This window comes from Streptomyces lienomycini, assembly GCF_027947595.1.
Classification (GTDB): Bacteria; Actinomycetota; Actinomycetes; order Streptomycetales; family Streptomycetaceae; genus Streptomyces; species Streptomyces lienomycini.
This window is the reverse complement of sequence record NZ_CP116257.1, coordinates 5,528,862-5,542,222: the sequence shown is the minus strand read 5'-3', so window position 1 is coordinate 5,542,222 and position 13,361 is coordinate 5,528,862. Positions and strand designations below refer to the sequence as shown.

Here is a 13,361-nt window from a genome sequence, read left to right as displayed (position 1 = left end):
ACGCGATGAAGGCACACGACGGCATGTACATCGACGGAGCCTGGCGCCCCGCCGACGGCCGGGACACGATCGACGTCGTGAACCCGGCCGACGAGCGGGTGATCGGCCACGTCCCCGCCGGGAACGCCCTGGACGTCGACACCGCCGTACGGGCCGCCCGCGCCGCCCTGCCGGGGTGGGCCGCCACCCCGCCCGCCGAGCGCGCCGCCCGGCTGGCCGCCCTGCGGGACGTGCTGGTGGCCCGCAAGGACGAGATCGCCGAGACGGTCACCGCAGAACTGGGCTCCCCGCTGAAGTTTTCCCAGGCCGTGCACGCCGGAGCCCCCATCGCCGTCGCCGGTTCCTACGCCGAGCTGGCGGCGACGTACGCCTTCGAGGAGAAGGTCGGCAACTCCGTCGTCCACCACGAGCCCGTCGGTGTGGTCGGCGCCATCACCCCCTGGAACTACCCGCTCCACCAGATCGTCGCCAAGGTCGCCCCGGCGCTCGCGGCCGGCTGCACGATCGTCCTCAAGCCCGCCGAGGACACCCCCCTCGTCGCGCAGCTCTTCGCCGAGGCGGTGGACGAGGCCGGGGTCCCGGCCGGTGTCTTCAACCTCGTCACCGGCCTCGGCCCGGTCGCCGGCCAGGCGCTGGCCGAACACCCCGGCGTCGACCTGGTCTCCTTCACCGGCTCCACCGCCGTGGGCCGCCGCATCGGCGCCACCGCGGGCGCGGCCGTCAAGAGGGTCGCCCTCGAACTCGGCGGCAAGTCCGCCAACGTCATCCTCCCCGGCGCCGACCTCGCCAAGGCGGTCAACGTCGGGGTCGCCAACGTCATGTCCAACTCCGGTCAGACGTGCAGCGCCTGGACCCGCATGCTGGTCCACCGCGACCAGTACGACGAGGCCGTGTCCCTCGCCGCCGAGGCCGCCGCGAAGTACGGCGACCGCATCGGCCCCGTCGTCAACGCCAAGCAGCGGGAGCGGGTGCGCGGTTACATCGAGACGGGCGTCGCCGAGGGCGCCCGCCTGGTCGCGGGCGGCCCCGAAGCGCCGCGCGAGCAGGGGTACTTCGTCAGCCCGACGGTCCTCGCCGACGTGACCGAGGAGATGACCGTCGCCCAGGAGGAGATCTTCGGACCGGTCCTGTCCCTCCTGCGCTACGAGGACGAGGACGACGCCCTGCGCATCGCCAACGGCACGGTCTACGGCCTCGCGGGCGCCGTCTGGGCCGGGGAGGAGGCCGAGGCGGTCGCCTTCGCCCGCCGGATGGACACCGGGCAGGTCGACATCAACGGCGGCCGTTTCAACCCGCTGGCGCCCTTCGGCGGCTACAAGCAGTCCGGCGTGGGCCGCGAACTGGGCGCCCACGGCCTCACCGAGTACCTCCAGACCAAGTCCCTCCAGTTCTAGCCCGTAGGGGAGTCGTCCACGCCATGGCCGTCCGTACCGCAGTCCGTGCCGCCGTCGTACCCGCCGTAGGCGCCCCGCTGGAGGTCACCGGGATCGAGCTGCCCGAGCCCGGCCCGGGGCAGGTCCGGGTGAGGCTCGCCGCCGCCGGGGTCTGCCACTCCGACCTGTCCCTGTCCAACGGCACCATGCGCGTGCCGCTGCCCGCCGTCCTCGGCCACGAGGGCGCCGGCACCGTCGTCTCCGTCGGCGAGGGCGTCTCCCACGTCGCGCCCGGCGACGAGGTCGTCCTCAACTGGGCTCCGTCCTGCGGCGCCTGCCACGCCTGCTCGCTCGGCGAGGTCTGGCTGTGCGCGAACGCCCTGGCCGGTGCCGCGAACCTGCACGCCCGCCGCGCCGACGACGGCACCGACCTGCACCCCGGCCTGAACGTCGCCGCGTTCGCCGAGGAGACGGTGGTGTCCGCGGCCTGCGTCCTGCCCGCCCCCGAGGGCATCCCCCTCACCGAGGCCGCGCTCCTCGGCTGCGCCGTCCTCACCGGCTACGGCGCCGTCCACCACTCGGCCAAGGTCCGCGAGGGGGAGACGGTCGCGGTCTTCGGCGTCGGGGGAGTGGGCCTCGCCACCCTCCAGGCGGCCCGGATCGCGGGCGCGTCGAAGATCGTCGCGGTCGACGTGTCCCCCGAGAAGGAGGAGTTGGCCCGCGCCGCGGGCGCCACCGACTACGTCCTCGCCTCCGACACCACCGCCCGCGAGGTCCGCGCCCTCACCGGCAAGCAGGGCGTCGACGTCGCCGTCGAGTGCGTCGGCCGCGCGGTCACCATCCGCACCGCCTGGGAATCCACCCGGCGCGGTGGCCGCACCACGGTCGTCGGCATCGGCGGCAAGGACCAGCAGGTCACCTTCAACGCCCTGGAGATCTTCCACTGGGGCCGCACCCTGACCGGCTGCGTCTACGGCAACGCCGACCCCGCCCGCGACCTCCCGGTCCTCGCCGCACACGCCCGCGCCGGCCGCCTCGACCTCGGCGCCCTGGTCACGGAGCGCATCGCCCTGGACGGCATCCCGGCCGCCTTCGACAACATGCTGGCGGGCAAGGGCGGGCGGGCGCTGGTGGTGTTCTGACGGCAGGGGTCAGGATTCGGCCGCGTACGCCAGGAAACCGACCCAAGCCTCGGAGGAAAGCGCCAGTCGCGGGCCCTGGCGCACCTTCGAGTCCCGGACATGGACGGTGTCCGGGCACGCCGCGACCTCGACGCAGTCGCCGGAACCGCCGCTGCTGTAGCTGGACTTGTGCCAGGACAGGGCGACCTCGACGCAGTCGTCTCCGGATCCGCTGCTGTAAGTGCTCTTGAACCAAGCCAGTTCTGTGGCGCTCATTCTGCTCCTCACATGCGCTGCAACAGGTTCAGCGATTCTTCCAGAGACAGGGCCTGCGAGCGCATCCTGGCATACCGCATCTGAAGTGTGCTGACGATCTTCCGTTCGTGAATGAACTGGCCGCTCTCCTGACCTTCGCAGTAGGCCAGCCACCGGTTCTCCGGGGTCTCCATCAGCTGGATGGGACCGTCCAACCCAGCATGGCGCTCACGGACTTGCGGCATCACCTGCATCTCCACGTTCCGCAGCTCCGCCAGCTCCAGCACATGGTCGATCAGCCCACGGGTCACTTCCGCCCCGCCCGTCCGCCGCCGGAACAACTGTTCCTCCAGGATGAAGCTGAACGCCGTGTTGGGCCGCTCCCGCAACAGCCGTTGCCGCTCCGCGCGAGCCACCCACTGGGCTTCGACCTGTTCGTCACCCAGCGGCGGCAGTTGGTTCACGAACAGCGTGCGCGCATACGCCTCCGTCTGCAACAGGCCCGGGATCAGGCGGCACTCGTACGTGTGGAGACTCACCGCCGTCTCCTCCAGCCGCGCCCACTGCCGGAACCAACTGGCCAGCCCGGGCTGCCGCGACAGATGCCGCGCCGCGCCCCGCAGCGCCCCGAACGCGTCCAGCACCTCCTCCGCCCGCTCCACGAACTCGTGCGTGGGGAAGCGCCGACCCTGCTCGATGGAGGCCACGGTCGGAACCGAGTACCGCACCCGCGGAGCGAACTGCTCCTGCGTCAGACGCGCCCGCTTCCTGAACGCCTTGACGACCTCGCCGAACGTCCGCAGGCTGTCCGACACCTCCGGTTCGCCGCCGCCGCAGCCCGGGGCACCCGCCCCGCCCGTACCGTCCGCCATGTGAGGCCCTCCGTCCACCCGTGCCCACCACAACCGCGCCAACTGGGCAAGGGTCACGGACGGTTACCTCTACTGTCCACTGCGTGAAACCGTACGCCGGGTGCGCGTAGGAGTGGTGGGGCACTCAGGCGCGCAGCGCCGCCGCGTCGACGCCCAGCAGCTCGGACAGCGCCCGCTCGCCCGACGGCGTCACCTTCACCGCCCGCTCCGAGCCGATGCGCACGCACCAGCCCGCGTCCAGGGCGTGCCGGCACAGGGCGGCGCCCGCGACGCCCGCGAGATGGGGGCGGCGTTCCGTCCAGTCGAGGCAGGCGCGGGCCAGCGGACGGCGGCCGGTGGGCCGCAACGGGATCCCGGCGGTGGCGAACCAGCCGAGCCCCGCGTCCGTGAGCGCGAAGCCCGTGTCCTGGCGCAGCAGACCCCGCCCGGTCAGCGCGTCGGTGACCGCGATGCCGAGCCGCCCGGCGAGATGGTCGTAGCAGGTGCGGCCCCGGGCCATCGCGGACCCGGCGCTCGACGCCCGCAGGGTGCGCGGACGCCGGGCGGCGGCCCCGGGGGCGACCTGTGCCGCCAGGTCCTCCACCAGCTGGGCGATCCGGTCGTCGGCGAGCCGCACGTACCGGTGCCGCCCCTGGCGCTCCTCGGTGAGCAGCCCGCCCGCGACGAGCTTGCCCAGGTGCTCGCTGAGCGTCGACGCGGCCACCCCGGCGTGCCGGGCCAGCTCACCGGCCGTCCACGCCCGCCCGTCCAGCAGGGCCAGCAGACAGGCGGCCCGCGTCTCGTCGGCGATCAGCGCGGCCAGCCGTGCCAGGCCGGGCGCCCCGGCGTCCCTCTCGGTCATGCCTCCAGGATGCGCCACGCACCGTTCGGCGGGCGCCGAAGTGTCCTCAGACGTCCTGTGCGACCCGCGCGTACTGCTGCGCCAGCCCGTCCAGCAGTGCCGTCAGCCCGGTCTCGAAGGCCCGCTCGTCGATCTTCTCCTGCTGCTCGGCCAGGAGGTGGGCCTGCTGGAGGTGCGGGTAGTCGGCGGGGTCGTAGGCGCCCGGCTCGTCCACGAAGCCCCCGGCGAAGGAACCGAGCGCCGAGCCCATGATGAAGTACCGCATCAGCGCGCCGATGGACGTGGCCTGGGCCGCGGGCCAGCCCGCCGCGACCATCGCGCCGTAGACGGCGTCCGCGAGGTGCAGCGCGGCCGGGCGGCGGCCGGGGCCGTGGGCCAGCACCGGGACGATGTTGGGGTGGTCGCGCAGGGCCGTCCGGTAGGAGACGGCCCAGTCGTGCAGTGCGGTCCGCCACTCCCGGCCGTCCTCGAACATCGACAGGTCGACCTGGGCGCTGACCGAGTCGGCGACCGCCTCCAGGATCTCGTCCTTGGTGCGGAAGTGGTTGTAGAGCGAGGGCCCGCTGACCCCCAGCTCGGCGGCGAGTCGGCGGGTGGAGACGGCCGCGAGGCCCTCCGCGTCCACCAGCGCGCGGGCCGTCTCGACGATCCGGTCGGTGCTGAGCAGGGGCTTGCGCGGTCGGGCCATGGCGCACATAGTAGGGCTGAGACTTTAAACTAGCAGTGCTAATTTAAAGGTCCGACGTTCAAGGACCGTCTTCTGTGGGGTGACTCGGCATGAACCTGGAGCTCAGCGAGGAGCAGGCCGCCGTACGGCAGCTCGCCCGGGACTTCGTGGAGCGCGAGATCGCCCCCCATGTCGTCGACTGGGACCGCGCCGAGGAGGTGGACCGGGGCATCGTGAAGAAGCTCGGCGAGGTCGGCTTCCTCGGGCTCACCATCGACGAGGAGTACGGCGGCTCCGGCGGCGACCACCTCGCGTACTGCCTGGTCACGGAGGAGCTGGGGCGCGGCGACAGCTCCGTGCGCGGCATCGTCTCCGTCTCCCTCGGCCTGGTCGCCAAGACCGTCGCCGCCTGGGGGAGCGAGGAGCAGAAGCGGCGCTGGCTGCCCGGTCTCACCTCCGGCGGGTACGTCGGCTGCTTCGGCCTCACCGAGCCCGGCACGGGATCGGACGCGGGCAACCTGTCCACCCGCGCGGTCCGGGACGGCGACGACTACGTCGTCAACGGCACCAAGACGTTCATCACCAACGGCACCTGGGCCGACGTCGTGCTGCTCTTCGCCCGCTCCACGGACGCCCCCGGCCACAAGGGCGTCTCCGCCTTCCTCGTCCCCACCGACACGCCCGGTCTGACCCGCCGCACCATCCACGGCAAGCTCGGGCTGCGCGGCCAGGCCACCGCCGAACTGGTCCTGGAGGACGTCCGCGTCCCCGCCTCCGCGATGCTGGCCCCCGAGGGCAAGGGCTTCTCGGTCGCCATGTCGGCCCTCGCCAAGGGGCGGATGTCGGTCGCGGCCGGCTGCGTCGGCATAGCCCAGGCCGCGCTGGACGCCGCGGTGACGTACGCGGGCGAGCGCGAGCAGTTCGGCAAGACCATCGCCCACCACCAGCTGGTCCAGGAGCTGCTCAGCGACATCGCCCTCGACGTGGACGCGGCCCGGCTGCTGACCTGGCGGGTCGCCGACCTCATCGACCGCGGGCAGCCCTTCACCGTCGAGTCCTCCAAGGCCAAGCTCTTCGCCTCCGAGGCCGCCGTCCGCGCCGCCAACAACGCCCTCCAGGTCTTCGGCGGCTACGGCTACATCGACGAGTACCCGGCCGGCAAACTGCTGCGCGACGCCCGCGTGATGACCCTCTACGAGGGCACCAGCCAGATCCAGAAGCTGGTCATCGGGCGGGCGCTGACCGGCGTTTCGGCGTTCTGAGTACGCGACCTGAGTATCTCGGCGGATGTGGCCGGTGCCACATCCGCCGACGCTTGTCCCCATGAGTGAGACACCGGTCAAGCAGCAGAACACGGCGGCCTTCTACGGGCAGGCCGTCGCCTCGTTCGCGGTGGCCATGGCCGCCACCGCCATCGGCATCTACCAGCTCCAGGCCGACGCCTGGGTGCGCGCCTTCCTCGCCATCGCCGTGCTGTACCTCGTCACCTCGGCCTTCACCCTGGCCAAGATCATCCGCGATCGCCAGGAGGTCGGGCAGATCGTGAGCCGGGTGGACCAGGCGAGACTGGACAAGATCCTCGTCGAGCACGACCCCTTCCACAAGCCCGGCGGCACCCCTGCGGGCCAGCGCCCCTAAGCGCCCGCTCACCTTCGGCGGTATGGTGGTGCTCCTGTCACCGAGAGGGGCGAACAAGCGATGAGTACGGCGGCCGAGACGACGGGCGGCGACATCGAGCCGTGGGAAGAGGTCACGCCCGACGCGGCCCGCAGGCTCCTGGTCGCCGCCGTGGAGGCGTTCGCCGAGCGCGGGTACCACGCGACCACGACCCGCGACATCGCCGGCCGGGCCGGAATGAGCCCGGCAGCGCTCTACATCCACTACAAGACCAAGGAAGAGCTGCTCCACCGCATCAGCCGCATCGGCCACGACCGGGCACTCGCCATCCTGCGGACGGCGGCCCGGGGGCAGGGAAGCGCCGCGGAGCGGCTGGCCGACGCGGTGGGTTCCTTCGTACGCTGGCACGCCGGACGGCGGACGACCGCGCGCGTGGTGCAGTACGAACTGGACGCTCTCGGACCCGACGCCCGCGCCGAGATCGTGGCGCTGCGCCGGCAGTGCGACGCCGAGGTGCGCCGCATCATCGAGGACGGCGTCGAAGCGGGCGAGTTCGAGGTGCCGGACGTCAAGGGCACGACGCTCGCCGTGCTGTCGCTCTGCATCGACGTGGCCCGCTGGTTCAACGTGAACGGCCCCCGGACGCCCGACGAGGTCGGCGCGCTCTACGCCGACCTCGTCCTGCGGATGGTGGGGGCGCACGGCCGGTCCGGCACCACTCAGACGTAGTACCGCGAGACGGACTCGGCGACGCACACCGGCTTGTCGCCGCCCTCGCGCTCCACGGTGAAGGCGACGCTCACCTGGATCCCGCCCGCGACGTCCTCGACGCCCGTGATCGTCGCCGTGGCGCGCAGCCGCGAGCCGACCGGCACGGGGGAGGGGAAGCGGACCTTGTTGGTGCCGTAGTTGACGCCCATCCGCACGCCCTCCACCCGGATCAGCTGCGGGCCGAAGAGCGGGAGCAGCGACAGGGTCAGATAACCGTGCGCGATGGTGGTGCCGAACGGTCCCGCGGCGGCCTTCTCCGGGTCCACGTGGATCCACTGGTGGTCGCCGGTCGCCTCGGCGAACAGGTCGATCCGCTTCTGGTCGACCTCCAGCCAGTCGGTGTACCCCAACTGCTCGCCCACCGCCGCCTTCACCTCGTCGGCGGACGCGAAGGTCCTCGGCTCTGCCATGTCCCGGCCTCCCAAGTCGTACTGGTCCCAACAAGTCTCTCGCAGACTAAGCGACTGCTTAGCATGGTGGTCCGCGGGGCCCGTGTCAACGGACCGGACGGGTGAGGGGCCGGGCGGTCGCGAGGTCGGTAGGGTTCGAGGGGTGCCTCAGATTCCCGAGAAGATCCAAGAGCTCACGGTCGGCCAGCTCGCCGCGCGCAGTGGTGCCGCCGTCTCCGCCCTGCACTTCTACGAGTCCAAGGGCCTGATCAGCAGCCGCCGCACCTCGGGCAACCAGCGCCGCTTCGGCCGCGACGCCCTGCGCCGGGTCGCCTTCGTCCGCGCCGCGCAGCGCGTCGGCATCCCGCTCGCCACGATCCGCCAGGCGCTCGCCGAACTGCCGGAGGAGCGCACGCCCACCGAGGACGACTGGGCCCGGCTCTCCGCGTCCTGGCGCTCGGAACTGGACGAGCGCATCAAGCAGCTCAACCGGTTGCGCGACCACCTGACCGACTGCATCGGCTGCGGCTGCCTGTCCCTGGAGACCTGCGTCCTGTCCAACCCCGACGACGCCTTCGGCGAACGCGCCACGGGCTCCCGGCTGTTCGTGGAGCGCCGCGAGACCACGGCCAAGGGCGGCGGCAGGCGGCCGAGCGGCACCCCCGACCGGGAGGCCCTGTGCTGCGACGACTGACCCCCGCTGACCCTCCGCTGCCCCCGTCTGACTCCCGCTGACCCTCCGCTGCCCCCGTCTGACTCCCGCTGACCCTCCGCTGCCCCCGTCTGACTCCCGCTGACCCTCCGCTGCCCCCGTCTGACTCCCGCTGACCCTCCGCTGCCCCCGTCTGACTCCCGCTGACCCTCCGCCGCCCCCGTCTGACTCCCGCTGACCCTCCGCCGCCCCCCGTCTGACCCGGCGCGGCCCGTCAGCCGTGCTCCCGGCGTGCCGCGGCCCACTCCCGCACCCCCGCGGTGACCAGTTCGGCGTTGGAGGCGGCCCGGCCGCCGTCCGGCAGGCACAGGGTGTCCTCCAGGCCGATCCGGGTCGCCAGGCCGACCCGGCCCGCCAGGCGCAGCACCGGCCAGGCCCCGCCGTCCTCACCGTGCAGCAGGACGGGGCGGCCGTGAGCCGCGCCGAGTCCGCTCAGCAGGGCGTGCGCCGAGTCCCGCGCCGTCGCCGGGTCGGTGTCCGTGACCTCCGCCAGCACCCGCAGCACCTCGGGCCCGAGCGGTGAGCGCAGGAACCGGGCCGCCCCGTCCGTGCCCGACCAGATGCCCGCCTCCACCGCGACCCCGCGTGCGATCAGCGCGGCGGCGACCTCCTCGGCGCCCGGCTCGTGCCAGTTGACCGAGGCGTGGTCGGGCAGCACCGACCAGCTCCGTATCCGCGCCACCCGGGCCGCCGGATCGGGCTCGGCCCAGGCGCCCGTCGTGACCCCGACCGGCACCGGCGCCGGGACCCGCGCCCTGATCGCCCCCAGCGTCGCCGCGAGCACGCGCGGGGACAACGTGTCCCGCCCGCACGGAGTCTTCGGATGCACGTGGACGTCCGTGGCCCCGGCCGCGACCGCCGCGGCCGCCGACTCGGCGACCGCCTCCGGCGACAGCGGCACCACCGCGCCGTCGGCGCCTCCCCGCGCCCCGTTCACACACAACTGCACCATCCCCCCATGGTGCCGGGCGCCGCTGACAAGCCGCGCCGCGCTCCACTCCGTATCAGCCGGTGGAGGCGGCCACCGAAGCCGGCCGCCGGGGACGAGGACCGGAGTCGGTCACCGGGGATGCGCCGTCCCAGCGCACCCCCGCGGTCGGCTACGCCGACATCAGCAACCTGCCCCGCCGGGCGTACGCCCGCGCGTCCGGAGTGAGGACGGGCCGCGGCACGAGGATGCCGCAGTCCGCGCAGACGGGGCCCGTCGAGGGTTCGTGGTCCAGGTCGTACTTCCAGACGAGGCGGTCCCCGTCGCACACCGGGCACACGGACCCCGGTTCACGCTCCAGCGCCGAGATCAGCCGGCGCAGCACTTCCGCCAGCGGTCCGTCGGGGTGGACCCGGGGGTCGTCGCACCAGGCCACCCCGAAGCCGCCCCAGGTCAGCCGGTGCCAGTCGTCTACGCTGCCCGGCCTGCGCAGCCCGTCGTGCTTCTCCTTCCTGCGCCGCTCGGCGAAGGCGACCTCGTAGGCCAGCCACACCGAACGCGCCTCCTCCAGCTCCTCCAGTGCGGCCACGAGCCGCGCTGGGTCGGGGGAGCGGTCCTCGGGACCGAACCCGGCCCGGGAGCAGAGATGGTCCCAGGTCGCCCTGTGCCCATAAGGGGCAAAACGCTCAAGGCACTTGCGCAGCGAATAGCGCCGCAGCGCCAGGTCGCACCGTGGATCGCGGACCTGTCTCGCCAGACTTCGGAAACCGGCCATCGCCCTGCACCTCCGTCACACCTGCACCTGTACTCGGGTCACTTCGGCGTCGTCGTACGGACGTCGCCGAATAGACGTATCGACAACCGATTCGGCTCCATCCGATTTCCGATGCCCCCCATAAGCCGATCCACCCGCTCCAAAAAAGTGACGCATGTTCATCTTCCAACTCGGGGATACCGGCGGTAACGTCCCGCCACACCCCCGTCGGGAGGAGCTGCCATGCCACGGCGCACCCCACGCAACGCCCTCGACAGACTGAGAACTCCCCGCGGTCTCCACGGGTTCCTGAAGACCGCATCCGTATGCGCCCTCATTGCCGGAGTTTTGTCACCGCTTTCCCCGGCGATGGCCGCCGGGACCGAATCCGCCGAGGTCACGGCCGCCGGAGTCGCCGCCAACGACCACTGCGGCGGCCAGTGTTCCGACATCCTGCCGCCCGGCCAGAACGGCAACGCCACCCTGGCCCAGATCCTGCTCAACCAGGCCTTCGGCACCCAGCCCGCGCACGCCGAGGACCAGCTCGGCCCCTACGCGAACCTCGCCACCGGCTACAAGAGCCTCACCAACGACAAGATCAACAATTTCTTCAACGACGCCTCCTTCGGCGTCCCGGCCGGCCAGGTCGCCTCCACGGTCCGCCCCGCGGGCCGCGACGACGTGACCATCGTCCGCGACAAGAAGGCCGGGGTGCCGCACATCACCGGCACCACGCGCTACGGCACCGAGTTCGGCGCGGGCTACGCCGCGGCCCAGGACCGGCTGTGGCTGATGGACCTCTTCCGGCACGTCGGACGCGGCCAGTTGACGCCCTTCGCCGGCGGCGCCCCCGCCAACCAGGGCCTGGAGCAGCAGTTCTGGCGCAGCGCCCCGTACACCGAGGCCGACCTGGAGGCGCAGATCGAGAGCGCCGCCGCCAAGGCCGGGGAACGCGGCGACCTGGCCCTCGCCGACGTGGACGCCTACGTCGCCGGTGTCAACGCCTACATCGACGCCTCCGACAAGGGCCGCTACTTCCCCGGCGAGTACGTCCTGACCGGCCACAAGGACGCCATCACCAACGCCGGCACCATCGAGCACTTCAAGCGCGCCGACCTGATCGCGCTGGCCTCCGTCATCGGCTCCCTCTTCGGCGCCGGAGGCGGCGGCGAGGTCACCAACGCGCTCTCCCTGCTCGCCGCCCAGGAGAAGTACGGCGTCGCCGAGGGCACGAAGGTCTGGGAGTCCTTCCGCCAGCGCAACGACCCCGAGGCCGTCCTCACCCAGCAGGACGGCAGCTTCCCGTACCTGCCCACCCCGGCCGACCCGCAGGGCCGCGCCCTGCCCGACGCCGGGTCGGTCGAGGCGGAGCCGCTGGTGTACGACCGTACGGGCAGCGCCGGCGCCGCGAGCGCGACCGGCGCCTCCACGAAGGCGGCGGACGCGGCCGTGACCTCGGCGCGGCGCGGCATGTCCAACGCCCTCGTCGTCAGCGGCGAGCACACCGCGAGCGGCCACCCGGTCGCCGTCTTCGGACCCCAGACCGGCTACTTCGCCCCGCAGTTGCTGATGCTCCAGGAGATCCAGGGCCCCGGCATCAGCGCCCGCGGCGCCTCCTTCGCGGGCCTGAGCATGTACGTCGAACTCGGCCGCGGCCAGGACTACGCCTGGAGCGCGACCACCTCCGGCCAGGACATCATCGACACCTACGCGGTCGAGCTGTGCCAGGACGACCACCACTACCTCTACCGCGGCACCTGCACGCCCATGGAGAAGGTCGAGCGGTACAACGCCTGGAAGCCGACCGTCGCCGACTCCACCGCCGCCGGCTCCTACACGATGCGCGTCTGGCGCACCAAGTACGGACCCGTCGAGTCCCGCGCCACGGTCGGCGGCAAGAAGGTCGCCTACACCACCCTGCGCTCCTCCTACCTGCACGAGGCCGACTCGATCATCGGCTTCCAGATGCTCAACGACCCGGACTACCTCAACAGTCCCGAGCGCTTCCAGGGCGCCGTCCAGCACATCAACTACACCTTCAACTGGTTCTACGCCGACTCCGAGCACACCGCCTACTACAACAGCGGCGACAACCCGGTGCGCGCGAACGGCGTCGACGCCGAGTTCCCGGTCTGGGCCCGGCAGACGTACGAGTGGAGGGACTGGAACCCGGCCGCCAACACGGCCCGGTACACCGCCGCGTCCGCCCACCCGCAGTCGGTCGACCAGGGCTACTACGTCTCCTGGAACAACAAGCAGGCCAAGGACTACCCGGCCGCCTCCTGGGGCAACGGGTCCGTCCACCGCGGCAACCTCCTCGACGACCGCGTGAAGAAGCTGGTCGCCGACGGCGGTGTCACCCGCGCCGCGCTGGTCGAGGCCATGGCCGAGGCCGCCCTCGCCGACCTGCGCGCCGAGGACGTCGTCCCCGACCTGCTGAAGGTGGTCGAGTCCGCCCCGGTGACCGACCCGGCCGCGAAGACGGCCGTGGACGGGCTCAAGGCGTGGCTGGCCGCGGGCGGCCTGCGCACGGAGACCTCGGCCGGCTCGAAGAAGTACGCCCACGCCGACGCGATCCGCACCCTGGACGCCTGGTGGCCGCTGCTGGTGAAGGCCGAGTTCGAACCCGGCCTCGGCAGCGACCTGTACACCGCCTTCACCCGCAACCTGCCCGTCGACGAGTCCCCGTCCGCCGCCCACGGCCCGACCGGCGCCCACGCCGGCAGTGCCTTCCAGTACGGCTGGTGGAGCTATGTCGACAAGGACGTCCGGGCCGTGCTCGGCGAGACCGTCAAGGGCCCGCTGGCACGCGCGTACTGCGGCGGCGGCGACCTCGCCGCCTGCCGGGACAGCCTGGTCACCACCCTCAAGGAGGCGGCGGGCCGCACGGCCGCCCAGGTCTACCCCGGCGACGACAGCTGCTCGGCGGGGGACCAGTGGTGCGCCGACTCGGTGATCCACCGCACCCTCGGCGGCATCAAGCACGGCGGCATCAGCTGGCAGAACCGGCCGACCTACCAGCAGGTCGTGGAGTTCACGTCCCACAGGTGACCGGCCGGCC

Annotated in this window: 14 protein-coding genes; 7 read left to right on the top strand and 7 right to left on the bottom strand. The window is 72.4% G+C overall.

Annotated features, from left to right (window positions below; translation table 11 throughout):
• Positions 1–5 precede the first annotated feature (5 nt).
• Together BJ961_RS25260 and BJ961_RS25255 are read left to right on the top strand one after the other, a co-directional pair.
• On the top strand, positions 6–1,394 hold the full coding sequence (locus tag BJ961_RS25260) for an aldehyde dehydrogenase family protein (RefSeq protein WP_271415082.1): 1,389 nt from the start codon (positions 6–8) through the stop codon (positions 1,392–1,394).
• A gap of 23 nt (positions 1,395–1,417) precedes the next feature.
• On the top strand, positions 1,418–2,515 hold the full coding sequence (locus BJ961_RS25255; protein ID WP_271415081.1) for a Zn-dependent alcohol dehydrogenase: 1,098 nt from the start codon (positions 1,418–1,420) through the stop codon (positions 2,513–2,515).
• Positions 2,516–2,524: 9 nt separating this feature from the next.
• On the opposite strand, the gene BJ961_RS25250 is transcribed toward BJ961_RS25255, so the two are convergent.
• The 4 genes from BJ961_RS25250 to BJ961_RS25235 form a co-directional block, all read right to left on the bottom strand.
• Positions 2,525–2,770, bottom strand: a complete 246-nt coding sequence (locus BJ961_RS25250) for a DUF397 domain-containing protein (RefSeq protein WP_271415080.1) — start codon at positions 2,768–2,770, stop codon at positions 2,525–2,527.
• An 8-nt stretch (positions 2,771–2,778) separates the two neighbouring features.
• Positions 2,779–3,621, bottom strand: a complete 843-nt coding sequence (locus tag BJ961_RS25245; protein WP_271415079.1) for a helix-turn-helix domain-containing protein — start codon at positions 3,619–3,621, stop codon at positions 2,779–2,781.
• 124 nt (positions 3,622–3,745) lie between these two features.
• Positions 3,746–4,462 (bottom strand): ArsR/SmtB family transcription factor, encoded by a 717-nt coding sequence (locus BJ961_RS25240; RefSeq protein ID WP_271415078.1) that lies wholly within the window; start codon positions 4,460–4,462, stop codon positions 3,746–3,748.
• 46 nt (positions 4,463–4,508) lie between these two features.
• Positions 4,509–5,159, bottom strand: coding sequence for a TetR/AcrR family transcriptional regulator (locus BJ961_RS25235; RefSeq protein WP_271415077.1), 651 nt, complete (start codon positions 5,157–5,159; stop codon positions 4,509–4,511).
• An 80-nt stretch (positions 5,160–5,239) separates the two neighbouring features.
• Here BJ961_RS25235 and BJ961_RS25230 point away from each other — a divergent pair, with 80 nt between their 5' ends.
• The 3 genes from BJ961_RS25230 (at position 5,240) to BJ961_RS25220 (ending at position 7,475) form a co-directional block, all read left to right on the top strand.
• Positions 5,240–6,391 carry an acyl-CoA dehydrogenase family protein gene (locus BJ961_RS25230; protein WP_271415076.1) on the top strand — a complete coding sequence of 384 codons (1,152 nt, stop codon included), beginning with the start codon at positions 5,240–5,242 and terminating at the stop codon, positions 6,389–6,391.
• 61 nt (positions 6,392–6,452) lie between these two features.
• Positions 6,453–6,767, top strand: a complete 315-nt coding sequence (locus BJ961_RS25225; RefSeq protein WP_271415075.1) for a YiaA/YiaB family inner membrane protein — start codon at positions 6,453–6,455, stop codon at positions 6,765–6,767.
• Positions 6,768–6,827: 60 nt separating this feature from the next.
• On the top strand, positions 6,828–7,475 hold the full coding sequence (locus BJ961_RS25220) for a TetR/AcrR family transcriptional regulator (RefSeq protein ID WP_271415074.1): 648 nt from the start codon (positions 6,828–6,830) through the stop codon (positions 7,473–7,475).
• On the opposite strand, the gene BJ961_RS25215 is transcribed toward BJ961_RS25220, so the two are convergent.
• Complete coding sequence (locus BJ961_RS25215) at positions 7,466–7,927, bottom strand: MaoC family dehydratase (RefSeq protein ID WP_271415073.1); 462 nt, start codon at positions 7,925–7,927, stop codon at positions 7,466–7,468. The two genes, BJ961_RS25220 and BJ961_RS25215, sit on opposite strands and share 10 nt — an antisense overlap.
• 142 nt (positions 7,928–8,069) lie before the next feature.
• Here BJ961_RS25215 and soxR point away from each other — a divergent pair, with 142 nt between their 5' ends.
• Positions 8,070–8,600 carry a redox-sensitive transcriptional activator SoxR gene (soxR, locus tag BJ961_RS25210; RefSeq protein WP_271415072.1) on the top strand — a complete coding sequence of 177 codons (531 nt, stop codon included), beginning with the start codon at positions 8,070–8,072 and terminating at the stop codon, positions 8,598–8,600.
• A gap of 232 nt (positions 8,601–8,832) precedes the next feature.
• On the opposite strand, the gene BJ961_RS25205 is transcribed toward soxR, so the two are convergent.
• Positions 8,833–9,570, bottom strand: a complete 738-nt coding sequence (locus tag BJ961_RS25205; protein ID WP_271415071.1) for a 3-keto-5-aminohexanoate cleavage protein — start codon at positions 9,568–9,570, stop codon at positions 8,833–8,835.
• A gap of 148 nt (positions 9,571–9,718) precedes the next feature.
• A complete protein-coding gene (locus tag BJ961_RS25200) occupies positions 9,719–10,321 on the bottom strand; it encodes a hypothetical protein (RefSeq protein WP_271415070.1) in 603 nt (200 codons plus the stop codon).
• Between the two features lie 222 nt (positions 10,322–10,543).
• Between BJ961_RS25200 and BJ961_RS25195 the strand changes: the two genes are divergently transcribed.
• Positions 10,544–13,351 (top strand): penicillin acylase family protein, encoded by a 2,808-nt coding sequence (locus BJ961_RS25195; RefSeq protein WP_271415069.1) that lies wholly within the window; start codon positions 10,544–10,546, stop codon positions 13,349–13,351.
• Positions 13,352–13,361 lie beyond the last annotated feature (10 nt).